The 26,565-nt window shown below is 34.9% G+C and carries 26 protein-coding genes; 18 read left to right on the plus strand and 8 right to left on the minus strand.

Features of this window, described 5'->3' with window-relative positions:
- Nucleotides 1-126: 126 nt before the first annotated feature.
- A complete protein-coding gene (locus BMY56_RS05950) occupies nucleotides 127-483 on the minus strand; it encodes a hypothetical protein (protein ID WP_091621210.1) in 357 nt (118 codons plus the stop codon).
- A gap of 80 nt (nucleotides 484-563) precedes the next feature.
- Between BMY56_RS05950 and BMY56_RS05955 the strand changes: the two genes are divergently transcribed.
- From BMY56_RS05955 to BMY56_RS05995, 8 genes are all read left to right on the plus strand, one after another.
- Nucleotides 564-1,088 carry a CvpA family protein gene (locus tag BMY56_RS05955; RefSeq protein ID WP_091621213.1) on the plus strand — a complete coding sequence of 175 codons (525 nt, stop codon included), beginning with the start codon at nucleotides 564-566 and terminating at the stop codon, nucleotides 1,086-1,088.
- A 182-nt stretch (nucleotides 1,089-1,270) separates the two neighbouring features.
- On the plus strand, nucleotides 1,271-1,750 hold the full coding sequence (locus BMY56_RS05960; RefSeq protein WP_091621216.1) for a CAP domain-containing protein: 480 nt from the start codon (nucleotides 1,271-1,273) through the stop codon (nucleotides 1,748-1,750).
- A 288-nt stretch (nucleotides 1,751-2,038) separates the two neighbouring features.
- Nucleotides 2,039-2,545, plus strand: coding sequence for a CAP domain-containing protein (locus BMY56_RS05965; RefSeq protein ID WP_177170924.1), 507 nt, complete (start codon nucleotides 2,039-2,041; stop codon nucleotides 2,543-2,545).
- 108 nt (nucleotides 2,546-2,653) lie between these two features.
- Nucleotides 2,654-3,196, plus strand: a complete 543-nt coding sequence (locus BMY56_RS05970; RefSeq protein ID WP_091621296.1) for a 3-hydroxyanthranilate 3,4-dioxygenase — start codon at nucleotides 2,654-2,656, stop codon at nucleotides 3,194-3,196.
- Nucleotides 3,197-3,232: 36 nt separating this feature from the next.
- On the plus strand, nucleotides 3,233-3,568 hold the full coding sequence (locus BMY56_RS05975; protein WP_091621857.1) for a DUF1304 domain-containing protein: 336 nt from the start codon (nucleotides 3,233-3,235) through the stop codon (nucleotides 3,566-3,568).
- A gap of 78 nt (nucleotides 3,569-3,646) precedes the next feature.
- Nucleotides 3,647-5,200, plus strand: coding sequence for an L-piperidine-6-carboxylate dehydrogenase (gene amaB, locus BMY56_RS05980; protein WP_091621299.1), 1,554 nt, complete (start codon nucleotides 3,647-3,649; stop codon nucleotides 5,198-5,200).
- A gap of 580 nt (nucleotides 5,201-5,780) precedes the next feature.
- Nucleotides 5,781-6,668 carry an OmpA family protein gene (locus BMY56_RS05990; RefSeq protein ID WP_091621304.1) on the plus strand — a complete coding sequence of 296 codons (888 nt, stop codon included), beginning with the start codon at nucleotides 5,781-5,783 and terminating at the stop codon, nucleotides 6,666-6,668.
- 31 nt (nucleotides 6,669-6,699) lie between these two features.
- Nucleotides 6,700-7,293: a hypothetical protein gene (locus BMY56_RS05995; protein ID WP_091621307.1), complete on the plus strand. Its 594-nt coding sequence runs from the start codon at nucleotides 6,700-6,702 to the stop codon at nucleotides 7,291-7,293.
- Nucleotides 7,294-7,350: 57 nt separating this feature from the next.
- Here the strand turns inward: BMY56_RS05995 and BMY56_RS06000 are convergent, their stop codons facing one another.
- From BMY56_RS06000 to BMY56_RS06015, 4 genes are all read right to left on the minus strand, one after another.
- The gene (locus BMY56_RS06000; RefSeq protein ID WP_091621309.1) at nucleotides 7,351-8,349 is read right to left on the minus strand and encodes an acyl-ACP desaturase; all 999 of its coding nucleotides are present in this window, start codon (nucleotides 8,347-8,349) and stop codon (nucleotides 7,351-7,353) included.
- 64 nt (nucleotides 8,350-8,413) lie between these two features.
- Nucleotides 8,414-9,148 (minus strand): metallophosphoesterase family protein, encoded by a 735-nt coding sequence (locus tag BMY56_RS06005; protein ID WP_091621312.1) that lies wholly within the window; start codon nucleotides 9,146-9,148, stop codon nucleotides 8,414-8,416.
- Complete coding sequence (locus BMY56_RS06010; protein WP_091621315.1) at nucleotides 9,145-10,227, minus strand: TFIIB-type zinc ribbon-containing protein; 1,083 nt, start codon at nucleotides 10,225-10,227, stop codon at nucleotides 9,145-9,147. The genes BMY56_RS06005 and BMY56_RS06010 overlap by 4 nt, the downstream gene beginning before the upstream one ends.
- A 50-nt stretch (nucleotides 10,228-10,277) precedes the next feature.
- A complete protein-coding gene (locus tag BMY56_RS06015; protein ID WP_091621317.1) occupies nucleotides 10,278-11,411 on the minus strand; it encodes an SPFH domain-containing protein in 1,134 nt (377 codons plus the stop codon).
- Between the two features lie 185 nt (nucleotides 11,412-11,596).
- Between BMY56_RS06015 and BMY56_RS06020 the strand changes: the two genes are divergently transcribed.
- The gene (locus BMY56_RS06020; RefSeq protein WP_091621320.1) at nucleotides 11,597-12,541 is read left to right on the plus strand and encodes a carbohydrate kinase family protein; all 945 of its coding nucleotides are present in this window, start codon (nucleotides 11,597-11,599) and stop codon (nucleotides 12,539-12,541) included.
- Nucleotide 12,542: 1 nt separating this feature from the next.
- Nucleotides 12,543-14,483 carry an alpha-amylase family protein gene (locus BMY56_RS06025; protein ID WP_091621323.1) on the plus strand — a complete coding sequence of 647 codons (1,941 nt, stop codon included), beginning with the start codon at nucleotides 12,543-12,545 and terminating at the stop codon, nucleotides 14,481-14,483.
- Here BMY56_RS06025 and BMY56_RS06030 read toward each other — a convergent pair.
- Genes BMY56_RS06030 through BMY56_RS06040 form a run of 3 tightly spaced genes read right to left on the minus strand, consistent with a single transcriptional unit; the run spans nucleotide 14,480 to nucleotide 17,301 of the window.
- Complete coding sequence (locus BMY56_RS06030; RefSeq protein ID WP_091621326.1) at nucleotides 14,480-15,616, minus strand: ATP-binding protein; 1,137 nt, start codon at nucleotides 15,614-15,616, stop codon at nucleotides 14,480-14,482. The two genes, BMY56_RS06025 and BMY56_RS06030, sit on opposite strands and share 4 nt — an antisense overlap.
- Nucleotides 15,617-15,659: 43 nt before the next feature.
- Complete coding sequence (locus BMY56_RS06035; RefSeq protein WP_091621329.1) at nucleotides 15,660-16,412, minus strand: SDR family NAD(P)-dependent oxidoreductase; 753 nt, start codon at nucleotides 16,410-16,412, stop codon at nucleotides 15,660-15,662.
- Nucleotides 16,413-16,425: 13 nt separating this feature from the next.
- Nucleotides 16,426-17,301, minus strand: a complete 876-nt coding sequence (locus tag BMY56_RS06040) for an aldo/keto reductase (RefSeq protein WP_091621331.1) — start codon at nucleotides 17,299-17,301, stop codon at nucleotides 16,426-16,428.
- Between the two features lie 159 nt (nucleotides 17,302-17,460).
- Here BMY56_RS06040 and BMY56_RS06045 point away from each other — a divergent pair, with 159 nt between their 5' ends.
- The 8 genes from BMY56_RS06045 to BMY56_RS06080 all read left to right on the plus strand — a co-directional run bounded on the left by BMY56_RS06045 (nucleotide 17,461) and on the right by BMY56_RS06080 (nucleotide 26,529).
- Nucleotides 17,461-18,462 carry an AAA family ATPase gene (locus tag BMY56_RS06045; protein WP_079511363.1) on the plus strand — a complete coding sequence of 334 codons (1,002 nt, stop codon included), beginning with the start codon at nucleotides 17,461-17,463 and terminating at the stop codon, nucleotides 18,460-18,462.
- Between the two features lie 100 nt (nucleotides 18,463-18,562).
- Entirely contained in the window at nucleotides 18,563-19,429 is an 867-nt protein-coding gene (locus tag BMY56_RS06050; protein WP_091621334.1) for a DUF58 domain-containing protein, read from the plus strand.
- Nucleotides 19,430-19,434: 5 nt separating this feature from the next.
- The gene (locus BMY56_RS06055) at nucleotides 19,435-21,096 is read left to right on the plus strand and encodes a hypothetical protein (RefSeq protein WP_394332494.1); all 1,662 of its coding nucleotides are present in this window, start codon (nucleotides 19,435-19,437) and stop codon (nucleotides 21,094-21,096) included.
- Nucleotides 21,097-22,095, plus strand: a complete 999-nt coding sequence (locus BMY56_RS06060) for a vWA domain-containing protein (protein WP_091621336.1) — start codon at nucleotides 21,097-21,099, stop codon at nucleotides 22,093-22,095.
- Nucleotide 22,096: 1 nt separating this feature from the next.
- Nucleotides 22,097-23,143 carry a vWA domain-containing protein gene (locus BMY56_RS06065; protein WP_091621338.1) on the plus strand — a complete coding sequence of 349 codons (1,047 nt, stop codon included), beginning with the start codon at nucleotides 22,097-22,099 and terminating at the stop codon, nucleotides 23,141-23,143.
- Nucleotides 23,124-23,981: a tetratricopeptide repeat protein gene (locus tag BMY56_RS06070; RefSeq protein WP_245737151.1), complete on the plus strand. Its 858-nt coding sequence runs from the start codon at nucleotides 23,124-23,126 to the stop codon at nucleotides 23,979-23,981. The genes BMY56_RS06065 and BMY56_RS06070 overlap by 20 nt, the downstream gene beginning before the upstream one ends.
- 59 nt (nucleotides 23,982-24,040) lie before the next feature.
- Entirely contained in the window at nucleotides 24,041-25,765 is a 1,725-nt protein-coding gene (locus BMY56_RS06075) for a BatD family protein (RefSeq protein WP_091621340.1), read from the plus strand.
- A 2-nt stretch (nucleotides 25,766-25,767) separates the two neighbouring features.
- On the plus strand, nucleotides 25,768-26,529 hold the full coding sequence (locus BMY56_RS06080; RefSeq protein ID WP_091621342.1) for a tetratricopeptide repeat protein: 762 nt from the start codon (nucleotides 25,768-25,770) through the stop codon (nucleotides 26,527-26,529).
- Nucleotides 26,530-26,565 lie beyond the last annotated feature (36 nt).

Here is a 26,565-nt window from a genome sequence, read left to right on the forward strand (position 1 = left end):
CAAAAAGGAAATAATTTAATAGATGAAAGAATAACTTAAACCAATTCAGGAATCTGAAATCTTAAAGTGAAGAATATTCTAGGCTGTATCGAGGAAAAAACCAAAGCTAAACATGGGCTTCCGTTTTTATTTTATATACTCTTTTTCTAAAAAGTAGCTAACAATAGCCTCTTTCATAAGAACAGTTTGCTCACCAGCCTTTAAAGGAGGTAGTTCTTCGTTGATAGTGTAATGCGGCCATCCATCTTCATCAAAAAAACTAAACTCATAAAATCCGTAAGGCTCCAAAAGTCTGCAGATTGCAATATGCATTAAATCTAGTTTATCGTCTTTCTTATATGTTCTATGGTATTGTCCTAGTTCTTGAACTCCAACCAAATATATAATTGCATCTAATTCTAAAGGGTCTCCATCCGAAAACTTTACAGAAAGCTTTTCGACCAAATAATCCCAACGCTCTTTTAATTGTATATCCCTTGCCATATTATTTATGTCTTGCTGTACTTATTTTGACTTTTCAAAGGTACAAATCAAAGTTCTATATTTGTTAAAACACTTCACGAATGGGGCTTTTAGATATACTTCTTGGAATACCTTTAATCTGGGGCTTATGGAAAGGTCTAAAAAATGGTCTTTTTATGGAAATAGCCTCAATAGTCGCATTAATTGCCGGTATTTATGGAGCTATTCATTTTTCGTACATCACCGGAAATTATTTATCTGAACACTTAGAATGGGATGAACGTAATATGAGTATTATCGCCTTTGTAATCACCTTCGTACTTATAATAAGTATCGTTCACTTAGCGGGTAATCTATTAACAAAAGTTGCAAACTTTGCCATGTTAGGTCTTTTAAATAAAGTTGCAGGAGGCATTTTTGGTATCTTAAAGGTTGCGATTCTTTTGGGTGCTGCCTTCATTTTTTTTGATAGAATGGACAGTACATTTAATCTATTGGACGACGAAACAAAAAAGCAATCTATTTTATATCAACCCATTAAGGATATAGGAGCCTTAATTTTTGAAAACGTTCTTAAAACCGAAGTTTTACCAAAGGAGTCTTCAGATGATCTTATTTCAATATGATCAAATAATACACTAATCTTACTTTTTGCACACTTCATCGAATAAGCTTTTTTGTTTCTAGACCGCATGTGTTTTTTCAATAATATTACTATATCGATACCCCTTTCGATAGAGAACATAGAACATTCTCGTCTTACTGACCTACTGCGCTAAGCCGAAAGGCTATAACAAAAAGACACTATATGAAAATGAGATTGCTTTATGCGGTCCCTGTCTTTTTATTACTTTTTCTTGATTCTTGTACAAGCGATTCTATTGAAGAAACGTCTATATTAGAAGCAGAAAATGTTGTAACTATAGAGCAGGACCTATTGGATATTGTAAATGAGCATAGGTTAACTTTAAATGCTAATACTCTAAAATTTAGTGATATAGCCTACAAATACGCTAACATTCATACCAATTATATGATTGCTAAAGGCAGTATTAGCCACGATAATTTTAGCTCAAGAGCTACTGATATCAACTCTGAAGTTGAAGTTGAAATGGTAGCGGAAAATGTAGCCAAAGATTATCTATCAGCTATAGATGCGTTTCAAGGTTGGTATAACAGTAGTAGTCATAAGAAAACAATGGAAGGCGATTTTACGCATACCGGTATTAGTGTAAAAAAAGATGAACAAGGTAATTACTATTTTACCCAACTTTTTTATAAGAAATAAGTAAAAATTTATACCCAACTTAGTTTTTAAACTGAAAAATCACCACGTTAAGCATCGTAATTTTAGCTTAACTAGGTTAATGTGTTTTGTTTTAAGGATAAAGTGGGAAAAATCATATTAAATGCATGTTTTTACGATGAAATCTAAAGTGCATTTAATCGATAAGGGCCAACAATAACTTATTTTACAGCTTAACGAGTTTTTTATAACCTCTATGGATATTCTACTTCTTTAAACAATCGATGGGATTACTTTTGGAGTATTATTAAATAAAAAATGTTCCCCAGCATGAGATTAGCATTACCTACAATAGCATTAATTATTACATTTTTATCTTCTTGTTCAAAAAATGAAAACTTTTCAGATTATGAAGATAACATCGAAAATCCATCTTCTAAAACAACTTTAGCTTCTTCAGAAACGCATAACGAGATAGAGACCGAACTTTTTAACATGATAAATAATCATCGATCTAGTATTGGTTTAAATGAAATGGAGTTTGAAAGCACTACATATTATTATGCAGGTCTTCATACCGAATACATGATTGAAAAAGGAAATACCAGTCATGCAAAATTTGGTGAACGAGCAGAAAACATTTCGAAAAGAACAGGAGCCGTTTTTGTAGCAGAAAATGTTGCGAAAGATTATGATACAATAACAGATGCTTTTGAAGCTTGGCTAGATAGCCCAGGGCACAGAAAAAACTTGGAAGGCAATTTTGATTATTCAGCTATAAGCATAAAACGAAATAGCAATGGAGACCTTTACTTTACTCAGGTGTTCTTTAGGTAGTCAGTTATAACTAATTTTTAAATGCCTTTGTTTTTCAAAGGCATTTTTTATGCTTAAGTTTTAGGTAAGAGGCAACGGTTTATTTAACTTTCAGATAAAATTAATTAGATGAGCATTAAAGCACCCTTCAACTTAAACAAATGGATTGAAGATAATAGAGCGCTACTTAAACCCCCGGTAGGCAATAAGAATCTTTACAAAGATTCAGGCGATTATATAGTAATGATTGTAGCTGGGCCAAATGCTAGAAAAGATTATCATTATAACGAAACAGAAGAACTTTTTTACCAGTTAGAAGGGAATATAGAAATTCATATTCAAGAAGATGGTAAAAAACGAACCATGAAATTAGGGCCAGGTGATATGTATCTACATCCTGCCAAAGTGCCTCATTCACCTGTTCGAAAAGAAGGTTCCATCGGTTTGGTCATTGAGCGAAAAAGAGCAGATATGAATGTTGATGATGGCCTTTTATGGTTTTGTGACAATTGTAATCACAAATTATATGAAGCTTATTTTACTCTTCATGACATTGAAAAAGATTTTCTATCCCATTTTAAGCACTTTTACAGCTCAAAAGAATTAAGAACGTGTAACAACTGTGGCACTGTAATGCCTGTAGACGAACGTTTCATTGTTAAAGAAGAATAATTGTTAGCCGCAAAGATAATTACCGCATTTGTTGCAATGATGCATATTTATATTCTATGGATGGAAATGTTTGCATGGACCACTAAAGGAAGAAAAGTCTTTAAAAATTTTCCTCAAGATTTGTTTGAACCTACAAAGCAAATGGCCGCCAACCAAGGTCTATACAACGGTTTTTTAGCTGCAGGCTTAATTTGGTCTTTAATAATTAATGACCCATTTTGGTCAGGTAACGTTGCCATTTTCTTTTTGGGTTGTGTTTTCATAGCAGGATTATATGGTGCCATTTCGGTCACTAAAAAGATTTTCTATATTCAGAGTGTTCCCGCATTTATAGGAATTGTACTATGGAGTATCATAAAATTTTCATTGTAGGCTTTTGGTTGGTATAAAGCATAATATTCTTCGTATTTTTGTAATAAATCTAACAGAAACCGCATAAAAAGTTATAAAATGTCAAAAATAGCAGCAGATTTTGGAATACATGATGCCCTAAAAAAATTGGGAATCAAGGATGTTAATGAAGGTACCTCAACAGGTTCCAATAATTTTTCATCAGGAGATATCATTTCATCATACTCCCCAGTAGACGGTTCATTAATCGCTAAAGTGAAAACAACAACTAAAGCTGATTATGAAAAAGTAATGAGTACAGCTACCGTAGCTTTTAAAGAATGGAGAACAAAGCCGGCACCGTTACGTGGTGAAATTGTAAGACAATTTGGTGACAAACTAAGGGAACTAAAAGAGCCTTTAGGTAAACTAGTTTCCTATGAAATGGGAAAGAGCTACCAAGAAGGTTTAGGTGAAGTTCAAGAAATGATAGATATCTGTGATTTCGCTGTTGGTCTATCTCGTCAATTACACGGACTAACAATGCACTCTGAAAGACCTGGACATAGAATGTATGAACAATATCATTCGTTAGGTGTGGTAGGTATAATTTCTGCATTCAATTTTCCCGTTGCCGTTTGGGCATGGAATACCGCATTAGCTTGGATTTGTGGCGATGTTTGTGTTTGGAAACCATCAGAAAAAACACCCCTTTGTGGTATTGCCTGTCAAAATATAGCTTCTTCAGTTCTTAAAGCCAATAATTTACAAGAGGGTATTTCTTGCCTTATTAATGGCGACTATAAAGTTGGCGAACTAATGACACAAGATAACAGAATTCCATTAGTATCTGCTACCGGTTCTATTCGTATGGGTAAAATTGTTGCACAAGCTGTCGCAGCGCGTCTTGGCAAATCATTATTAGAACTTGGTGGTAATAATGCCATTATCGTAACTCCAGATGCTGATTTAAAAATGACGGTTATTGGCGCTGTATTTGGTGCTGTAGGTACTGCTGGCCAACGTTGTACTTCGACCCGTAGATTAATTATTCATGATTCAATGTACGATAAAGTAAAAGACGCAATAGTTGCTGCGTACCAACAATTAAGAATTGGAAACCCATTGGACGAAAACAACCATGTTGGTCCATTAATTGATACCGATGCTGTTGCACAATACAAAAAAGCATTAGAAAAAGTAGTTGCTGAAGGTGGTAAACTAATTGTAAAAGGTGGCGTATTAGAAGGTAAGGGGTATGAGAGTGGCTGCTATGTAAAACCAGCTATTGCAGAAGCAAAGAACAATTTTGAAATCGTACAGCACGAAACTTTTGCTCCTGTTTTATATCTTTTAAAATACTCTGGAGACGTTGAAAATGCAATAGCTATACAAAATGGTGTTGTTCAAGGTCTTTCATCAGCAATAATGACCAATAACCTTCGTGAGGCGGAACATTTTCTTTCTGCATGGGGAAGTGATTGTGGAATAGCTAATGTTAATATCGGTACTTCAGGTGCAGAAATTGGTGGAGCCTTCGGTGGTGAAAAGGAAACTGGTGGTGGTCGTGAAAGTGGTTCAGATGCTTGGAAAGTTTACATGCGAAGACAGACCAATACAATTAACTATACCACAGAGCTACCATTAGCCCAAGGTATAAAGTTCGATCTATAACATAGATATCATTTCCTTTGTATGTTCATGCATTAAGCTGATTTCCATTCGATGATTCGGGTGACCAGCTGCCATGTAATAGGGCTTGAATGCCCAATATAACAAACATGCAAAGGAAATTTATTATACCCTTTATTTTTTTCTTCATTGGTATCGTATATTATCCTCAACAGTAAACTACCAATATTTGTTACACCTTCTTTCAAGATTTGTACAGCTTTACATAAATATTGTATAATCGGAATATTTGCATATCTATTTTGGGCATAAAAAAATCCTGTCGACATTAACGAAGACAGGATTTTTTAACCAACTAACTCAAAACTTTAAAAACGCATACTCAATGCCCAAACGTTGTGGGGAGAAATATACCTTTAAATATTTACGCAAAATTGCAAATAAAAGTTGTTCCAAACCCTAAAATTTTTGTTATCAAACTATATGATTGTATAGTTGGTATACATTTAAGTATAACTGGAAATTTACATAATCACTGACTGTAAGGTAATTAGGTTGCAATATTTTAACATTTTTAAGATTTTTTTAATACATTGTACGTTAAACACGAACATATTCTACAATGACAAAAGCAACTACCAATTTATTATTGATGTTGATTACCATTGTAGCTAGCACATTCTTTTACATAACCTGTTGTAGCGAATGCGGTACAACAGCTACAACAGATCAAGCTACAGAACAAGTAATCATTATAGAACCCGAAGCAATCGCATACCTTTTTGCCATTGATGGTAATGGATTTTCGTACAGCACTAATGGCAATTATAATTTTAATGTTTCCTCCCATACTATTTTAATGCCCTTGAGTGTAGAATTAACTAAAGGTATTACTGGTTTGCCAAATCATCTAGAAACCAATGAAAATAATGTTGTTAACATTACTGGATTTTACGCTAGTGATGAAAAAAACAATACTGCATTCCCTAATTTAGGACTTGCCAGGGCTAATACTATAAAAAATGATTTAGCCTCTAAAGGTATTTCTACCGCACAAATAAATACCATAGGTAAGTTAATAGATGATATGATTGCCAAAGATGGCACCTATTGGGGAGCAGCTGTTTTCGACATTGAAGAAGAGTCACAAACCGATAACTATGATCTAAAAGTATTATATGAGAAAATTAATGCAGATTCACTAATTCTTCATTTCAATACAGCAGAAGCTTCTATAAATTTAGATGCAGCACAACGCCATAAAGTAGCTGATATTTCTAGATACTTTGATAAGGTTGATGGTGCTACTGCAAATGTAGTAGGCCATACAGGTAATACTGGTAAAGCAAGTAGTACTAGCATGAGATTGGGACAAGATCGCGCAGATTTTGCAAAAGATTATCTAATGAAAAATGGTATTGCTTCAGATAAAATAGTGGCAGCATCTAAAGGCCAAACAGAACCAATTGCGAGTATAAAAAACAGAAGAGCCATAAATACCTTAAATTAAAACATACACTAATCTTATAAATAAGTAAATCATGAATTTTGAAAATATGAATATTTGGTGCTGGATTATTCCAGCTTTAGTTGGTATCATCTGCGGCATATTAGGCTATCTTATTGGCAAAGGATCTACGAAAGTGGAAGACAATTCTACCGAAATATTGAACCTTAAAACAAGTAACAGCAAATTAAAGGCTGATTTAGATGCCTGTAACCAAAAAGTTATTGCTGCTAGTAAAGTTGTGAAGACCGCACCAAGTACTACAAACACAAATCTTGGCGAATCTGCTGCCTCTTTTGCTTCTGGTGCTGCGACAAGTAAAGGAATAGCATTCGATGCATCTGCTGCAAAAGCTGTTTTTGGCAAGAACATTAAACAAGATGATTTAAAATTAGTGGAAGGTATCGGACCAAAAATTGAAGGTATGTTTAAAGATCATGGCATAAAAACATGGAAAGCCCTATCTGAAACGAGCCTTGCCGATTGCCAAAAGATATTAGATACTGGCGGAACAAGATATAAAATTCATGATCCAGCTTCTTGGCCAATGCAATCTAAAATGTGTTATGAAGGCAAATGGGAAGAATTAGCCAAGTGGCAAGAAGAACACAAACACGGTAAATTATAATATAGCATTCAATCCAAACAAAAAATCCCGATCATAACTGATCGGGATTTTTTAATTTTATAATGCTCCGTTTGCTTCAACCCATTTAAAATGGTATTGATCTTGCGGAAACTTCATGCGTTCTGCAATTCTTTCCAATCTTGCAGGTAGTTTAATTAAATATTCGCGAGCCTTTTCAGCTTCCTCGTTTAATGAACGCATACCTTCCAATTCCCAAAAGACATTCAATTTACTCAAAATTTCTACATAATCTTGCGCCGTATATACACCCAAACGCTGTGCGCAATTTGAGAAATTTTCAAAAGCAGAACCTATAGAACCACCAGACTCTCTTAAAAAATGCGCAGGCATTACAATTTTTTTCTTCATCATTTCCGCAAACGCAATCATCATTCCAGAAGGATCTTCACCAAAAATGGTTTTCACAAATTCTCTATATGCCAAATGATGTCTCATTTCATCACCTGCAATTATAGTACACATTTTACCTAAAAGGACATTTCCTTTTTTCTTAGCCATTTGGCCAACACGTTTATGTGAAATGTTGGTTGCTAATTCTTGAAATGAGGTATATACAAAGTTCTTATATGGGTCACGATCAGTTCCGATATCAAAACCATCTGAAATTAAATGCTGGGTTGTTAATTCTACTTCTCTCATATTTACCCTTCCAGATAAATAAAGATATTTGTTCAACACATCTCCATGTCTATTCTCTTCTGCCGTCCAAGCGCGTACCCATTTTGCCCAACCATTAGTTTTATGATCACCATGTTGGTCAATACCTACAACATCCATTAACCAAGACTCATAAGTTGGTAAGGCCTCTTCTGTAATTGTATCAGCTACCATGGTAACCCAGAAATCGTATCCTAAATCTTTAGATTCTTCTCGTAGTTCTTTTACTTCCTGCAAAAAAGTATCTTTTTCAGAATTAGGCAAAAAGTCTGTTGGCTGCCATATATCTTCAGGCTTTATAAGGAAAGATTCCATAAAACCCTCCACCTGTGGCTCTAGTGCCTGCATTACTTCTAATCTTATATTCTTAATTGGCATAATATGATTTTTATCAAAGTTCGTTAATATAATAACTCCTTTTTATGTAAAGTTAATGGTTTTCTCAGTTTCTGCCCTTTTCATTGGGATAAAACATATAAACAGGATCACTTTGCCAATATTTTTTAGTGTTTATATCAAATACCGTTAATGGACCTTTAAAGGCTGCCCCAGTATCAATATTCCAAACATTTGCTGCATTTTGTGGTGTAGTTTTTCCTATTCGTGTTACTGGCGTATGTCCTATATAAATTTCTGAGTAGTTTTTAAGCCTTTTTGGATAATGAATATGTTCTTGGTCCAATTCTTTATTTAATGAAAGAGCCAATTCCCATAAAGTACGATCCCAATAAAAGGTCTTCTTGAAATATTCGAATTCTATCCCTTTTAAATTAGTAAAACCAGCATGTAAAAACAATCTCTTTTCAGTATCTAAATAATAATTCTCTAAGTTTTCATAAAACTTGAGATGCATATTTTTTGTTTCTTCAGTGATGTTAGCGTAAGAATTCACTGTTGCTTCACCACCATGCATAAACCAAGTTGGGTTGTCAGCTGCACCCGTTAACCATTCATAACAGAGTTCATCGTGGTTTCCTCTTAGAAATACACAATTATATTTTTCCTTAAGTTGAAGTAGATAGTTTATGGTTTCAACGGCCTCACTCCATCCATCAATATAATCCCCTAAAAAAACTAGGGTATCGTTATTAGTAATCGTCGCCTTTTGAAGTACTTGTTTCAAAGCTTGTAATCCGGAATGGATATCACCTATGACCAGTGTTCTTTTTAAACTCATTTAGCAAAAATCGCAAATACTGCTATAATCACAAGGATAAAAAGCACTAAAAAAAAGATTTTCCAAAATGAATAAGGTCTATTGCCGCTTAATACACCTGTTTGGCCATTGATATAGAAATTATATTCCTTACCATCATATGTATATGAACTTAAGTAAATTGGAAGTAATATATGTTTGAATTTTTCATCTGATAACTTAATATCGGCATTTGCTATTCTTTGGGTATCGCCTCCAATGTCTCTTCGAATCCAATTATAAGCAATATTCTTAGCCTCTTGAAAAGATTTACGATGACCTTCCTTCAATGAAACGGTATATTTCTCGGTTACAAAACCCGACAGATATTTTGAATTAAAAACAACTAAATCTTTAAGGTTCCAAAATGCAACTTTAGCCGGAATTTCTTTTCTCTTTTTCTCAGAGGCATTGATTAGGATATCGTCTACAAAACCATCAACATTACCAGATACATAGGTCCATTTAGTTTTTCTAACCTGTCTTGTACGTTTACCCTTATCACTATTATACGTTTGAGTCTCATAATAATAATCACCCTTTTGCCCCTGATAAGAAGCGAACAGCTTCGCATCAAAAGTCCAGTAAGGCAAATAAAGTCCATGTAGTCCTTCTGGATCAAGGGCAGCCTTTTTAAGTTTATCAGGCGCAAACCATATTTTGTTTACCCAATCTTTAAAAATAGAATGAGCTTTTTTTGAATCAAGTTGAAAAGGCACTAATGCCCCAGGTAAAATCCATCCTTCTTTTTCAGTGTCTTCACGAATTAATGGCTCACCACAATAAACACAATTAAGCGATTTATAATTTTCCTCTACATGCTGATTGGCACCACAATTTTTACAATGTAAGAGCTCAATAGTTTCTGTGTAGGCATTCTCACCAACAATTTTTAAGTAATGTTCTAATTCAAGTTCCTCAAAACTACTTTTAGATTGTTCAATGAATTCTTCATACCCGCAATATTCGCATGTAAGTTGATGTGAGCCTGGTTTAAATTTTAACTCGGCGCCACAATTGGGACATGCTTTTTTATATTCCGATTTCTGAATATGGTCCATAGTGCGTATCCCTTATAATAAAAGGGCGTGTATTTCTGCTTTTAGAAACGTTATGATGTTGGTAATGGAGGCGGAGTATTACCTCCTAAAAACGATTTTAGCTCCTCTATTTCTTTTAACTCCTTCCAACTGGCCATACCTTGTTTCCAAATTAGCGAATCTCTATTAATTATTCTACTAGCAAACAGTTCTTTCAATTTCTCATAGGGAACTGGCCCCAATTGTTGACCGCTTACCGCATAAAAATAAACAACTTGAGCAGGAATTGGTGGAGGAGCTTGTGGCTGTGTTGCTTGACCGCCGAATGGTTGCGCACCGGGCTGACCCATCAAACCTCCCATTTGTTGTGCCAATACAAAGCCCATACCCATACCCATACCTGCACCTGCAGTACCACCTTCATTTTTAGCGGCCAATTCCATCGCTTTCGCAGCTTTAAATTGTGCTAATTTGGCCATATCTAACTTATCTAACCGGCTATATTCAAAAATTTCTTTTTTCAATTCTTCCGGCATCGATACATTTTCGATGTAGAATTTCTCTAACTCAATACCAACTCTATTAAATTCAGGCTGCATTACCACTTGGCATGTTTCTGAAAGCTCACTCGTATTTGCCGCGTACAATTCAATCGGTAAATTAGCTTCTCCAACTGTATCGGTAAAGCGAGTTACAATTAAACTTTTTAAGTGTTCATTAATTTCATAATTAGTGAAATTACCGTCAGTGCCCACTACATCTATGATGAATTTACCAGGATCACTAATTCTAAAGCTATAGGTTCCAAAAGCTCGTATCTCAACCAACCCGAACCTATCGTCGCTTAACATAAATGGGTTTTTCGTTCCCCATTTCTCATCGGTAAACAAGCGGGTATTTACAAAATAAATCTCAGCCTTAAACGGACTGTCGAATCCGTATTTCCACCCTTTTAAGGTAGTAAGAATAGGAAGGTTTTTTGTGTTTAATGTGTATGTTCCCGGTTTAAAAACATCTGCCAATTGCCCTTCATTGATAAATACTGCGGTTTGCCCCTCGCGAACAATTAACTGCGCATTATTCTTAATTTCATTTTGATAACGTTCAAAGCGGTGAACTATGGTTTCATTGTTAATATCTAGCCATTCGATTATATCAATAAATTCATGACTTAGTTTCTGTTTAATATCGTCAAATATGCTCATGGTCAGAGTGTTTTTTTAAATATGTAATTCAAGATATAAATTTCATCCTCAGACCCAAAAAAAAGAACCGTTTTAATTCCAATAAATAATCTGTTAACTACCAAAATTTAATAATTCCTTAAGATTATTTAGGAAGTAGAAACAAATTCTAATTAACTTAGGATTTCTAATTTTCATTTAGATTTATGAAAAAGATATTCTGCATTGGCGAATTGTTAATTGATTTTGTTGCTGAAAACCAAGGCAAAGATTTAACAAAAGCAAAGGAATTTTCAAAAAAAGCAGGCGGCGCTCCTGCTAACGTCTCTTGTGCTATTAGTAAATTAGGCGGTGACAGTGTGTTTATTGGCTGTGTTGGTAACGATCCGTTTGGCACCTTTTTATTACGGATTTTAGAAGATGAAAAAGTGGACATTTCGTTAGCACAAAAATCTGATACATTTACCACATTAGCTTTTGTTTCCTTAGATGAAGACGGTGAACGTGATTTTGTTTTTAGTCGTGGGGCAGATAGAGAACTTGCCTATGATTCGTCTCATAAATCTTATTTCAAAAACAACATCATTCATTTTGGTGCTGCTACCGCTCTTTTAGGTGGCCCTTTAGAGGAAGCTTATAGTAGGTATTTATTTGATGGACTTACCAAAAATGCTTTTATCAGTTTTGATCCCAATTATAGAGTAGACCTCTGGAAAAATAAAGTTGATAGTTTTAAACGTAAATGTGAACCTTTCATTGAAAAATCACATTTGTGTAAATTTAGTTTAGAAGAAGCTCAACTTCTGTCGGGCAAAGAAGATGTAAAAGAAGCTTGTAAAGTGCTTCATGAAATAGGCACTGAAATAATCGTTATTACACTTGGTAGTGAAGGAACATGGTTAAGCACCAAAAAATTTCAAAAAACTATACCCAGTATCAAAGTAACTCCGAAAGACACTACTGGCGCAGGCGATGCATTTATTGGATGTCTATTGCAACAAATTGCCAAACATTCTAGTATTGATGCATTGTTGGCAGATGAAAGCATCCTTACCAACATGGTAGCTAGGGCGAACAAAGCTGGCGCTATAACCACTACTAATTTTGGCGCAATTGAATCGTTACCCACATTACAACAATTAGATTCTTAAAATGAACCAAGCTGAACTACACCGCTTATTGGCCTCAAAAAGTCAAATAAAAAAAGGCGCGTTACCGTTAAAATCTTTATACGACCAAAGATTGTCAACCAATCTTACCCTTATTAAGACTCAATTTTTTTCATTATACAAAGACACTGAACATAAAGCATATTTTTTTAAGCTTTTAGAGCAATTAGAGCATCTTTTTAAAGAACGACCTACTGAATTAAAACAGCAGGACATAGAACGATTAAATTCTGGGAACTGGTATCAAAGTGAGAAAATGGTGGGTATGCAACTATATGTAGACCGGTTTAATAAAGACATCAACGGTCTAAAAGAGAAGTTGCCATACTTTGAAAATCTTGGAATCAATTTTCTTCACTTAATGCCAATTACTACCCGACCTTCTGGGGAAAATGATGGTGGTTACGCGGTGAATAGCTATCATGAGATTGATAGCAAATATGGCACTAAGGATGACTTTCTTGCTTTGACTAAAAAAGCTAGGGAGAAAAAAATGTTCTTAATGCTAGATTTTGTCGTAAACCATACTTCCGATGAATTTGAATGGGCCCAGAAAGCAAAAAACGGAAGCCTACATCATCAAAATTATTATTACACTTTTTCTGACCGCCTTATACCAGATGAGTTCGAGAAAACATTACCAGAAATATTCCCTCAGTCGGCACCAGGTAATTTTACCTATAATGAGGAAATGGAAAAATGGGTAATGACCTGTTTCAATAATTACCAGTGGGATTTAAACTATAGAAATCCTGAAGTGTTTATTGAAATGTTAGGCAATTTAATGGCCTTGGCTAATTTAGGAGTAGATGTTATCCGTTTTGACGCCCTTGCATTTTTATGGAAAAAATTAGGCACACTTTCTCAAAACCTACCAGAAGCCCATACTCTTATTTCACTCTTTAGAATGTGCCTACAAGTAATCGCACCAGGGGTTATTCTATTGGCAGAAGCTATTGTTGCTCCAAGAAATATTATTAAATATTTTGGTGAAGATATCACAGAAGGCAATGAATGTGAAGTTGCCTATAATGCCTCTTTAATGGCATTATTATGGAATTCAATTGCCACTAAAAAAGCCTCTTTAATGCTAATGAGTTTAACCGAAATTCCTAATAAACCTAACGATGCTACTTGGATTAATTATATAAGATGCCATGATGATATCGGCCTTGGTTATGATGATGATTTTGTTCGCTCGATGGGTTCAGACCCTACTGCCCATAAACAATTTATACTAAATTATTATACTGGTAAATTAGAGTGGTCACCGGCCAAAGGATTAATGTTCATGTACAATCCGAAAAACGGAGACGGTAGAATTACCGGAAGCGCAGCGTCTTTGTTAGGACTGGAAACTGCATTGGAACTGAAGAATAAGAATATCGTTGATTATGCCATTGCAAAAATTCTAATGATGCACGGCATAATTTTATCTTACGGTGGTATACCTATGATTTACGCAGGTGATGAAATTGGCACATTGAATGACTATACGTACGAGCAAAACGAGGACCATGTAAATGACAACCGCTGGGTAAATAGACCTATGCACAACTGGAATGTTGTTTCTGAATTAAAAAAAACAGATGATAGTCCGTCTGCGATTATTTATCAAGGTTTAAAAAAAATGATTCGTTTACGAAAAGAACATGACATTTTTCAAGATGTAAATGATATAAAAATACATGGCTGTCTTAATCAACATATTTTTGTCTATGAAAGAACCAATGGAAACAAAAGCATTTGGGTGTTATCTAACTTCAATGAGGTTACCGAAACATTAGATATCGGTTGGTTACTTTCAATCGGAATTCACGCGGGCAAGAACTCGATAGATTTACTAACAGGAAATTCCTTTGAACTTATTCATAATGAACTGCCTTTGAAACCTTTTCAACAGCTTTGGATAACTAACACTTAACTATACTTAACCTTCCTAAGAACTCGAAGCGCCTCCTTCAACGAAGCATTAATGCCCGGATATTTAGATTTTAAGATTTGTCTTGCACTTTCCATTTCCTCTTTAGCTTCCTCAAAACCGTTTAAGTAACAAATGAGATAGGTATCTGCCAAATAAATTAGGCTTTTAACCTCAGCAGGATTCAAAGCTTTTTCACTCTTGGCTTTTGTAACCAACGCATTGTTATTTTTAATTATTTCTTCAAGTTTTTTTCGATTATGCTTTGGCGGATTAAAAAGCAAATCGCTATTAATTTGATAGGTGCCATTCTCACTAAAATTGATGACCACTTTTTCTAAAGGGTAATATTTTTGCTTAGACCCGAGTCCTAACTCAACAAACTCTATTATAGTAAAAGAATTATCATCAATACTTATTTTAACCTCATCTAAATTTGAATAGAACAATTTAACTTGTTCATTGATCAATTCAATATCTACTCTATAGTAATACGTTTCTCCGTTAACAATTTTTTTATTACCCGCCCAACAGACTACAAATTGCTCTTTAAACACTTTATAATAACTTTCTAAATCTTTGTGTCGATAGTTTAGAAAGTCAATAACACCATCTAAAGTAAGCTCAATATTATTCTTAGCATGTTGTTCTATAGTAGCTACGGCATCAACATTAATGTTTTTCAATTCAATATCGTAAACTTTGGGTAAGCTAATGCTGCCCTCCCTAAAAAAAACCGAACCACCATAATACTTCCAAATGTTCTTTCTTAATGAGCATAATTTTCCAATAGATTTTATGGTTACTAGACCCACTACCTTACCATCAGGTAAATTTGGAAATGGAATATTCTCGTAAGATATACGAGGAGGATTATTTAAATAAGCATTGACCAAATTCTGAATCTTGCTGTCATCAAAAAAATCTACACCTACTATTTTGTTTTCCTCATCTTCAACGCCAACAACAATAAATGAATTGTTCGAAGGGTTGCTATTGGCCAATGCACAAACATGTTTTAAAAATTTTGCCTTACCCTCCTTTTCACCAATATTAATGAAGCGCTTTTTATCGTAAAAACTATTCTCGTCGTTATGTGCGAGTAAGTTTTTTACCAATAAGCGTTTATTAATCATTTTATGGGTGTTTGACTATTATCGTTTGTTGAATTTAAAAAGATTAGGATTTATTTACAATAGTTGAAGAAGCCTGAGCAGTAGGCATAACTATTAAATCGGCTATATTTACATGATAGGGCCTAGTAATTACAAAGTGAATTATATCTGCTATATCTTCTGGTTTTAGTGGCTGAAAACCTTTGTACACATTCTCTGCCCTGTTTTCATCACCTTTAAATCGCACATTACTGAATTCGGTTTCCACTAGACCTGGGTTTACGGCACCTACGCGTATACCGTAAGGGTTCAAATCTATTCGCATTCCTTGGTTTATTGCATCTACAGCATGCTTACTTGCGCAATACACATTCCCTTTTGGGTAAACCTCTTTACCTGCAGTAGAACCAATATTAATAATATGGCCCGATTTTCGTTCTACCATTTGGGGTATCAAAGCTTTAGACACATACAACAAGCCTTTCACATTAATATCTAGCATGGCATCCCAGTCATCAACACTACCTTCTTGAATGGTATCTAAACCGTGGGCGTTACCCGCATTATTTATTAAAATATCAATTTTAGCAAAGTCTTTTGGTAATGAGGAAATCGCTTTTTGCACCGAATCTTTCTCTCGAATATCAAAATTTAAGGTATGGACTTTCACTTCCTTACCAAGTTCTTCTTTTAGGGCATCTAATCTTTCTTGGCGTCTGCCACATAAAACTAAATCTATCCCGTTTAAGGCAAAATTAATCGCTGTAGCTTTACCAATTCCGCTAGTAGCTCCTGTAATAAATGCTGTTTTTTTCATTTTTGTTTTTTAATTACGCAACTTCATGTCCTTCATTCGCTTCTAATAATATAAACCAATCTTGCAATTCCATTTCAATGTTAACAGCTTCCATAGCCATTTTCAATCTTTTCGGTGTTGCAGTACCCACCACGGGATGAATCTTTGATGGGTGTTTTAAAATCCAAGCTAGTAATAATTGGTCTTCAGTAGCATTATATTTTTTGGTTAAAACGCTCAGCACATCTTTGATTCTTTTGTTCGATTGAGATTTTTCCCTAAAATAATTACCTAATGGACTCCAACTCATAGCGAGCCTATCATGAATGATACAATCATCTAAAGTCCCGTCGTTCATTACCTCATTAGATGATAATGAATATTCTACTTGATTGGCATCAACCCTAGTTTCTTTTTCTATAAACTTAATCTGTGACGGCGTAAAATTTGACACACCAAATTGTTTGATTTTTCCCTCTTTCTTTAATTTTCTTATAGCCTCTGCTATTTCTGCCGGATTCATTAATGGACTAGGCCTATGCAATAAAAGCAGATCTAAATATTCAGTCCGTAGCATTTTTAATGACCTTTCTACTGACCAAATGATGTAATCTCTATTGTAATCGTAATGCTTTACTTTATTTACTCTTTCTTCAGCATCAAACTGAATGCCGCATTTACTAATCAATTGAATATTTTCTCTTTTAATAACGCTTTTAGCAAATGCTTTACCGAATTGTTCCTCGTTGGTATAATCGCCATAAATATCTGCATGATCGAATGTCGTGATATTGTTTTCTAGGCAATGATTGATCAGTTCAATCATTGCTTTGGTGGAATGTTGTTTTCCCCATTTTCCCCAGGTCATAGTACCAGCGATTATTCTCGAATATTTCAATGTATTGTTCATAGGTTAATGAATTTAAAAAGAATTCCCTTAAAAGCTTCATAAAAATAAGGGGTTTTCGCATTTTTTAACCTATCATTAACAGCTACTGAATGAATAAATTTTCAATTTGCATGACTGTTAAAATTAGAAGCGTTAACAATCAATAATATATAGTTTTAAATGGAAGAAAATACGTCAATTGACATTAGTGCCGTAAATGAGAAAATAGCTCAAGAAAGTGCTTTTATCGATTTATTGATGCTTGAAATGAATAAGGTAATTGTAGGCCAGAAATATATGGTCGAACGATTATTAATTGGTCTCTTGGGACAAGGACATATTTTATTGGAAGGTGTGCCTGGTTTAGCAAAAACACTAGCGATAAATACACTTTCAAAAGCAGTTAAAGGAAGTTTTAGCAGAATACAGTTCACTCCAGACTTATTACCTGCCGATGTTGTAGGAACAATGATTTATAATATGAAGTTGAACGACTTTTCTATTAAAAAGGGTCCTATTTTCGCGAATTTCGTTTTAGCCGATGAGATCAATCGGGCTCCTGCAAAAGTACAGTCTGCCCTTTTAGAGGCGATGCAAGAGAAGCAAGTTACCATAGGTGATGAGACTTTTATTTTAGACAAGCCCTTTTTAGTAATGGCTACGCAAAACCCGGTGGAGCAAGAAGGAACATATCCGCTTCCTGAAGCGCAAGTTGACCGTTTTATGTTGAAGACAGTTATCGATTATCCGAAAATCAACGAGGAACAATTGATCATGCGTCAGAATTTATTAGGAAACTATGAAACGGTAAATGCCGTAGTATCCATAGAACAAATACTAAGTGCTCAAAAAGCTGTTCGCGAAGTATATATGGACGAGAAAATTGAAAAATATATTCTTGATCTTGTTTTTGCGACTAGATATCCTGAAAAATATAATTTAGAAAGCTTAAAGCCTCTAATTAGTTTTGGTGCTTCACCAAGGGGAAGTATCAACTTAGGTATTGCAGCTAAATGTTATGCCTTTATAAAAAGAAGAGGTTATGTAGTCCCAGAAGATGTTCGTGCTATAGTACACGATGTTCTTAGGCATAGAATTGGAATTACTTACGAGGCAGAAGCCGAAAATATCACCTCTGTAGATATTATAAATAAGATCGTAAACGAGATAGAAGTACCCTAAAGTTATTTTGCAGTTATCAGTTTGCGATTGATAATTTTATTTCGATTGCATAATTTTCAATGCTGATTCCTGATTAGTTAACTACTGTTTGAAAAACAAAATGGATACCAAAGAGCTACTCAAAAAAGTACGGAAAATAGAGATTAAGACGCGACGTCTATCGGACCATATATTTGGTGGGGAATATCACTCTACCTTTAAAGGTAGGGGTATGACGTTTAGTGAAGTACGGCAGTATCAATTTGGTGACGATGTTAGAAATATTGATTGGAACGTTACTGCTCGTTACAATGAACCTTACATAAAAGTTTTTGAAGAAGAGCGAGAACTCACCATGATGCTCATGGTCGATATAAGTGGCTCAGAGCTTTTTGGAACTACCAATCAATTTAAAAACGAAATTGTTACCGAAATATCGGCAACTTTAGCATTTAGTGCTTTACAGAATAACGATAAAGTCGGCATCATTTTATTCTCTGATCAGATTGAACTTTTTATACCTCCAAAAAAAGGTAAAACGCACGCTTTACGCATTATACGTGAGTTGTTAGAATTTAAACCTAAAAGCAATAAAACAGATATTGCACAGGCATTGAAATTCTTAAGCAGCGTAATGAAAAAGAAGGCTATAGTTTTTGTGCTTTCTGATTTTATTGATGATGGCTATGAAAAAACACTAAAAATTACAGGTAGTAAACATGACTTAACAGGAATTCGAGTCTTTGACGAACGTGAAGAGTCAATACCCAATCTAGGTATGATACAGGTTGAAGATGCTGAAACCGGAAAATTGCAATTGGTAAATACCCAATCTAAAAAAGTGCGAAATGCCTATGCAAAATTTCATAGAGAACGTGTTACGTATTTTAAAGAATCGTTTACTAAATCTGGCTGTGGAACTTTAGATTGTAGGGTTGACGAAAGTTATGTAAAAAAGTTATTGGGTTATTTTAAAAGAAGAGGTTGATACTAATGGTTAATAATACTAGTATAATTAAAAAAGGCATTTCGAACTTACATCGAAGCATGCCTATCTTCGTATTTCTTCTATTTGTCATTCAAAATTTTGCTCAAGACAGACCTACGATAAGCACTAAAATAGACACCACCTACATTAAAATAGGTGAACAGGTGCATTGGACAGTGACAGTTGATATTGACTCCACATCTATGGTTATTTTTCCTGAAGGGCAAACTTTTTCACCTTTAGAAACGGTTCAGGCATTTGCAACGGATACTACTAGAAAAAAAGATCGCTTAACATTACAAAAAATATACGCGCTAACTCAATTCGATTCTGGGGCATATAAATTACCCTCTCAACGAATTGATATAAACGGAATGGGTTTCATGACCGATTCTATGTTGATTACTGTAGCTACCATTCCTGTAGATACTTTGAATCAAAAAATGTACGACATTAAACCGCTGATTAATGTTGAGAAAAGCAATATCGAATTTTGGAAATATGTTCTTATCGGTATTTTGGTTCTGCTGGTTTTAGGAGCACTTTTCTATTGGTTTGTATTACGCAGGAAACCATTAACAGAAGAAGAGAAGGTAGCACTTTTACCTCCATACGACAGAGCATTATTAGAACTAAAACGTTTAGAAAATTCTAAATATTTAATTCAAGACGAGTATAAACAATACTACTCTGAGCTAACCTCTATTGTTCGTTCTTATTTAGAGGAAGATGCGCATGTTACCGCTTTAGAAAGTACCACCGGGCAACTAATTGAAAAATTAGAACTCTTAAAAGATGCAGGCGAGTTAAAATTGGACGATGATACCATTAAACAATTTCAACAAATATTACAGACGGCAGATTTAGTGAAATTTGCTAAAAATAAGCCATCGACCCTAGTAGCTGAGCAAGACAGAAAGATGGTAGAACAAATTGTGGTTAAAACCCATGACGCCCTGCCAGAACCAACCGAAGAAGAATTATTAGAACAAGCTGAATACCAAGAGGAACTTGAACGCAAGGCGAAAAAGAAAAAGATAAAGGTGGCCATTATTTCTGTTATAGCCATTATTCTTATAGGTACCACTATAGCTGGTATAAAGTATGGATTTGGTTATTTAAAAGATTCTGTTTTTGGACATCCAACCAAAGAATTATTAGAAGGTGAATGGGTGCGAAGCAGTTATGGTTTCCCTCCAGTTCAATTAGAGACGCCACAGGTTTTAGTTCGACAAGAAATTAAGCTGCCACCAGAAGCAAAAGCAGCAATTGCTGACATACAATCATTTGGATATACGAGTGCTATTGGTCTATTTACAGTGGGCACTACTTCCATAACACTTAATCAACAAGACGCTGAACCTGATTTCGAAAAAACGATTGAACAGATACTGTCTAATTTTGAAGGTCAGGGGGCAAAAAACATCATCACCAAACAAGAAGAGTTCTCTACAATTAGTGGAATAAAAGGAGTGAAGGTCTATGGAAGCGGTAAGTTTTTAGTACCTAATTCTAAAGAATTGATTAATGGTAAGTACACCGTATTACTTTTTGGCGGTAAAGGCTTTCAACAATATGTTATTCTTACTTGGTTAGAAGATGATACATATGCCCAAGAAATAGTTGACCGAATTTTGGCATCGGTAGAAGTTAAAACAGAATCATAAATGTTCGAGAATATATCATTTGCTAATCCTGATTTCTTTTGGCTGTTTTTAGTACTGCCATTAGCTATTGTGTGGTATATATTTAAACAAAAAGAAGAAACTGCATCGCTTCGTATTTCTAGCGCAAAAGGTTTTAGCTACAAAAGCATATTGCCAAAATTAAAACCTGGTCTTTTTATATTAAGATTATTGGCCCTTGGTGCCATTATTGTTGCCTTGGCAAGACCACAAACAGAAGACATTTCCACTAGAACCAAAACAACTAAAGGAATCGATATCGTTATGGCCATTGACGTGTCCTCTAGTATGCTAGCCAGAGACCTTAAGCCAAATAGGCTATCTGCACTTAAAGATGTTGCGGCAGATTTTATCAAGAAAAGACCAAATGACCGCATCGGTCTGGTCGTTTATGCAGGAGAAGGTTATACTAAAACACCTGTAACCACCGACAAATCAATTGTACTCAATGCCCTTTCTGAAATCACTTACGGCCAATTAGAAGACGGTACTGCCATCGGCATGGGATTAGCCACTTCGGTCAACCGTTTAAAAGAAAGTACAGCAAAAAGTAAAATCATCATTTTATTGACCGATGGTGTTAATAATTCAGGTTTTATAGAACCACAAACGGCATCAGACCTGGCTATCGAATTTGGTATAAAGACCTATACTATTGGTTTGGGAACAAATGGTAATGCCCTTTCCCCTATTGCATATAATGCAGATGGTTCTTTTAGGTATGGTATGCGCCAAGTTGAAATAGATGAAGAATTACTAAAAGATATAGCACAAGCTACAGGTGGTAGATATTTTAGAGCTACAGATAATGAGTCGTTAGAAGAAATCTATGACGAAATCAATAAATTGGAAAAAACGGAGATTGAAGAATTCAAATATTACCGATACGAAGAGAAGTTTAGACCATGGGTTTTATTGGCGGGTGCGCTACTATTATTAGAATGGATTTTAAGAAACACGCTTTTTAGAAGTTTTGTATAATATGGTACAGTTAGACGAAAAAATATATTTCTACTTGCTCATTATCATTCCAGTGATGGTGATACTGTTTCTATTTGTTTTAGTGTGGAAAAAGAGAACAAGAAAGAAATTCGCAAACACCGAACTATTAAAAAGGTTGACTCCTAATCGTTCATCTAACAAAGGGGTCTTAAAGCTTATTGTATTAATTCTTGGATTGGCTTTATTAATTGTTGGTCTGGTGAACCCTAAGATTGGTACAAAATTAGAAACCATAAAAAGAGAAGGTGTAGATATTGTTTTTGCAGTAGATGTTTCTAAGAGTATGCTTGCTGAAGATATTGCTCCAAATAGAATTGAAAAGGCAAAAAGATTAGTGTCAGAGATTATAAATCAATTGGCCAGCGATCGTATTGGCATAATAGCATACGCAGGTCAGGCTTATCCTCAATTACCCATAACTACAGATTATAGTGCTGCAAAGATGTTCTTGCAGGGCATGAATACCGATATGCTAACTTCACAAGGTACCGCTATCGACCAAGCGATTGAACTTGCAACGACCTATTATGATGATGCCGAACAAACCAATCGTGTATTATTCATAATTTCTGATGGTGAAGACCATTCTGAAGGTTCTACTTTAGATGCGGTAGAAGATGCCGTTGATGAAGGCATCACTATTTATACTATTGGAGTGGGTAAAGAAAAAGGCGCCCCTATACCTATTAAAAGAAACGGAATATTAGAAAGTCTAAAAAAAGATAATCAAGGTGAAACCGTGATTACAAAACTAAATAAAGAGGTTCTTATTGATATTGCAAGCGAAGGCAATGGTGGGTATATTGATGGCTCAAATACAGAAGCCGCCGTAGAATTTATTAAGAATGAATTGTTACAAATGGATAAAAAGGAATTTGAGGCCAAGCAGTTCGCAGAATATAAGGACCAGTTTCAATGGTTTATTGGAGTAGCATTGTTGCTACTCTTTTTAGATATTTTCATCTTGGATCGTAAGACCAAGTGGTTAAAGAAACTTAATTTGTTCAATGAGAAAAGACATGAATAAAATAGGCATCGTATTTTTATTATTTTTTGTGTGCTTGTCTTCTTTTGCACAAGAAGCTGACGAGAAAGAAAAAGAAAAGGCATTAAGATCCTCGACCAACCTAACCTGGGATGGCAATAAAGCATTGTCCGAAGATAATTTTATCACTGCTGAAGTTGATTATAGAAAGGCAATAGCAAAGAGCCCTGATAATAGCGTAGCCCCTTATAATTTAGGAAATGCCTATTATGCCAATGAAACGTATAATGAAGCTTTTGGCAGATTTAAAGAGGCTGGCGAAGCATCAACATCTAAGGATGAGAAGCACAAGGCTTATCATAATATGGGAAATGTATTTATGAAGCGCAAAGATTACGCCAAAGCAGTAGAAGCGTACAAAGAAGCTTTAAGAAATGACCCTACAGATGAAGAAACAAGATACAACCTTGCCTTGGCAAAAGAACTTTTGAAAAAAGACGAAGAGGAGAAAAAACAAAATCAAGACGATAAGGATAAAGAGAACCAAGACGAAAATAAAGACCAGGATAAAAAAGACGAGGGCGACGAGGATAAGAAGGATAAGGGAGACGAAGGTGACAAGGGTGATGAAGGTGATCAGAATGAAGAGAAAAAAGACGAGAACAAAGAAGGTGAAGGGGATAATAAGGGAGATCAAAAGAAAAAGCCTGAACAAGGCGACAATCAACAGGAACAACAGCAACCTAGACCCAATCAACTTTCGAAACAACAGGTTGAAAACTTGTTAAGAGCTATGCAAAATGCAGAGAAAAAGGTTCAAGACAAAATTGATGCTAAAAAAGTAAAAGGTGCTAAGATTAAAAACGAAAAAGATTGGTAGACTATAAGGCTATAATTAAACTTACGTTAGTACTAACGGTATTTCTATCATCATTTTTGATGATGGCTCAAGGTAACGATGCCGTAACTTTTGAAATGAAACTAAGCAAACCTAAGCTTGGTTTAAATGAAAGACTTAGGGTAGACTTTGTAATGAACCGTGACGGCGATAATTTTAATCCGCCAGATTTTGAAGGATTTAAAGTGATTATGGGACCATCACAATCAATTAGCTCTTCATGGATTAATGGAGTAAGAAGTTATTCTAAATCTTACTCATACACACTTTCACCTACTGCCAAAGGAAAATTTACGATTAAACAGGCCACAATAGTTATTGGAGGCGAAACCTACAAATCGCTTGCAAGCGAAGTAGAGGTGACTGCAGCAGTAGATAAACCTAGCGATCAAATGACCGCGGATGATGTAGCTGATGAAAACCTACATTTAGTTGCAGAAATTTCTAAGACTGATCCGTTTTTGAACGAAGCAATTACGGTCATCTATAAATTATATGTGAGTCCGAATATTAGCGTATCAAATTATCAACCTTTAGATAATCCTACCTATAATAATTTTTGGAGTCAGGATATAAAGGTTTCAGCCTTAAGTGCCCAAAATGGAACCTATAAAGGCAAACCTTATCGTTATGTTATTTTAAAACGTGTGGTACTCTATCCTCAAAAATCTGGGAAATTGGATATTGAACCTCTTTCTCTTGATGTGACCGTAGATGTGCCAACGGGAAGACGCGATTTTTTCGGACAAAGAATGTATGCCCAAACTAATAAAACAGTATCTGCGGGTAATAGAACTATTAATGTAAAGCCATTACCATTGGCCGACCAACCTTCTGATTTTAATGGAGCGGTAGGAGATTTTGATTTTGCCGTTACAACCAGTAAGAAAAGTTTAAACGCTACCGAATCTTTACAAGCAACCGTTGAAGTAAACGGAAAAGGAAACCTTAAGCTTTTTAAGCTTCCTGAACTTGAATTACCAAGTTCCTTAGAAGTCTATGAGCCAGAATTTACCGAAGGGGTTAGAACAACATTAGCTGGTATGCAAGGTAAGGTTAGTAATCAATACACTATCGTACCTTCATTTAGGGGAAAATATCCAATTGCACCGTTAAGTTTTAGCTTTTTCAATCCAACAACTGAAAAATATACGACATTAACTTCAGATGAAATTGTCATTAACGTATTAGAGGGTCCGCTGAGTTCAGATAGTAATTCTGATGCTTCCACAAATAGTTCAAAACAATCTGTTGTTGCAAGTAAAAATCAGTTTAATTTCATAAAACTGACCCCAAACTTAACCAGCAGATCAATTTCTTATTTTTTCGGCTCCACGTCATTCTATCTTTGGTTATTATGCCCTCTTTTGTTAATTCCTCTCGCCATTGTATTTAGAAAGAAAAGAGATGCCATTGTTGGCGATGTGGCTGGTAATAAAATAAGAAGAGCGAATAAATTAGCTAGAAAATACCTTTCTGCAGCTAAGAAGCAACTAGGTAACAAAGACTCTTTTTATGTTGCCTTAGAAAGAGCTCTGCATAATTATTTGAAAGCAAAATTAAAGATTGAGACTTCTGATTTCAGTAAAGATAAAATTGTCGAATTATTACATAAAAAAGAAATAGAAAAAAGTACTATACAAGGCTTTATTGCATTATTAGAAAATTGTGAAGCGGCAAGATATAGTCCTTTTTCTGATGTGCAAATGCAGGCCGATTATGCAACGGCAAGCGAGGTAATTTCCCTAATGGATAAACAATTATAAGCATGTTCAAAAATCTAGCTATATTTTTTAGCCTTTTTACAGTTCTATTGTGCACTGCGCAGAACAATAAATTGTTCGACGAGGCTACAGCTGCATATAATTCTGGTGAATATGAAAAAGCTATAGGTTTCTACACCGATATACTAGATAATGGTGAACACTCAACTGCTGTCTATTATAACTTGGGTAACACATATTATAAGCTTAACAAAATAGCTGAGAGCATTTATTATTACGAGAAAGCATTATTATTATCACCGAATGATGAAGAAGTAAAAACCAATCTAAGCTATGCTCAAAACATGACTTTAGATGCCATAGGCACAATGCCCGAGACTGGATTATCTAAACTATATAAAAGTATAACAGGTAAATTTACATTCGACCAATGGGGTTATTTTGCTATAGCCTTCATGTTCTTATTTGTTCTTTTGTATATTCTTTTTTACTATGCGAACGCCTCTACTCTTAAACGGTGGTCATTCATAGGTAGCATACTTGCCTTATTCATATGTATCATTGCAATAGTATTTGCATATATACAGCGAAGGGATTTTAAAGATTTACAACCTGCAATAATTTTTGCAGAAGAAAGCTCCATAAAATCTGAGCCAAATGTTAGCAGTCAACAGGTTTTTGTGATACATGCCGGTACTAAAGTGAACGTCATAGATCAATTAGACGATTGGAATAGGATACAACTTGCAGACGGTAAAACAGGATGGATTCAAAAAAACGAGTTGAAATTGTTAAAAGATTTTTAAAAATTTGTTAACAGTATTTAAAAGTTAGAATATTAT

This window comes from Maribacter orientalis (assembly GCF_900109345.1).
GTDB lineage: Bacteria > Bacteroidota > Bacteroidia > Flavobacteriales > Flavobacteriaceae > Maribacter > Maribacter orientalis.

Coding starts and splice junctions, on each gene's coding strand:
- BMY56_RS05955 (WP_091621213.1), top strand. CDS start 564: ATGGGGCTTTTAGATATACTTCTTGGAATACCTTTAATCTGGGGCTTA.
- BMY56_RS05995 (WP_091621307.1), top strand. CDS start 6,700: ATGAATTTTGAAAATATGAATATTTGGTGCTGGATTATTCCAGCTTTA.
- BMY56_RS06030 (WP_091621326.1), bottom strand. CDS start 15,616: ATGATTAATAAACGCTTATTGGTAAAAAACTTACTCGCACATAACGAC.
- BMY56_RS06040 (WP_091621331.1), bottom strand. CDS start 17,301: ATGAACAATACATTGAAATATTCGAGAATAATCGCTGGTACTATGACC.
- BMY56_RS06020 (WP_091621320.1), top strand. CDS start 11,597: ATGAAAAAGATATTCTGCATTGGCGAATTGTTAATTGATTTTGTTGCT.
- BMY56_RS06025 (WP_091621323.1), top strand. CDS start 12,543: ATGAACCAAGCTGAACTACACCGCTTATTGGCCTCAAAAAGTCAAATA.
- BMY56_RS05990 (WP_091621304.1), top strand. CDS start 5,781: ATGACAAAAGCAACTACCAATTTATTATTGATGTTGATTACCATTGTA.
- BMY56_RS06070 (WP_245737151.1), top strand. CDS start 23,124: ATGAGAAAAGACATGAATAAAATAGGCATCGTATTTTTATTATTTTTT.
- BMY56_RS05975 (WP_091621857.1), top strand. CDS start 3,233: ATGATGCATATTTATATTCTATGGATGGAAATGTTTGCATGGACCACT.
- BMY56_RS05950 (WP_091621210.1), bottom strand. CDS start 483: ATGGCAAGGGATATACAATTAAAAGAGCGTTGGGATTATTTGGTCGAA.
- BMY56_RS06065 (WP_091621338.1), top strand. CDS start 22,097: ATGGTACAGTTAGACGAAAAAATATATTTCTACTTGCTCATTATCATT.
- BMY56_RS06010 (WP_091621315.1), bottom strand. CDS start 10,227: ATGGACCATATTCAGAAATCGGAATATAAAAAAGCATGTCCCAATTGT.
- BMY56_RS06055 (WP_394332494.1), top strand. CDS start 19,435: ATGGTTAATAATACTAGTATAATTAAAAAAGGCATTTCGAACTTACAT.
- BMY56_RS06075 (WP_091621340.1), top strand. CDS start 24,041: ATGATGGCTCAAGGTAACGATGCCGTAACTTTTGAAATGAAACTAAGC.
- BMY56_RS06060 (WP_091621336.1), top strand. CDS start 21,097: ATGTTCGAGAATATATCATTTGCTAATCCTGATTTCTTTTGGCTGTTT.
- BMY56_RS06015 (WP_091621317.1), bottom strand. CDS start 11,411: ATGAGCATATTTGACGATATTAAACAGAAACTAAGTCATGAATTTATT.
- BMY56_RS06050 (WP_091621334.1), top strand. CDS start 18,563: ATGGATACCAAAGAGCTACTCAAAAAAGTACGGAAAATAGAGATTAAG.
- BMY56_RS06035 (WP_091621329.1), bottom strand. CDS start 16,412: ATGAAAAAAACAGCATTTATTACAGGAGCTACTAGCGGAATTGGTAAA.
- amaB (WP_091621299.1), top strand. CDS start 3,647: ATGTCAAAAATAGCAGCAGATTTTGGAATACATGATGCCCTAAAAAAA.
- BMY56_RS06000 (WP_091621309.1), bottom strand. CDS start 8,349: ATGCCAATTAAGAATATAAGATTAGAAGTAATGCAGGCACTAGAGCCA.
- BMY56_RS06080 (WP_091621342.1), top strand. CDS start 25,768: ATGTTCAAAAATCTAGCTATATTTTTTAGCCTTTTTACAGTTCTATTG.
- BMY56_RS05960 (WP_091621216.1), top strand. CDS start 1,271: ATGAAAATGAGATTGCTTTATGCGGTCCCTGTCTTTTTATTACTTTTT.
- BMY56_RS05970 (WP_091621296.1), top strand. CDS start 2,654: ATGAGCATTAAAGCACCCTTCAACTTAAACAAATGGATTGAAGATAAT.
- BMY56_RS06005 (WP_091621312.1), bottom strand. CDS start 9,148: ATGAGTTTAAAAAGAACACTGGTCATAGGTGATATCCATTCCGGATTA.
- BMY56_RS06045 (WP_079511363.1), top strand. CDS start 17,461: ATGGAAGAAAATACGTCAATTGACATTAGTGCCGTAAATGAGAAAATA.
- BMY56_RS05965 (WP_177170924.1), top strand. CDS start 2,039: ATGAGATTAGCATTACCTACAATAGCATTAATTATTACATTTTTATCT.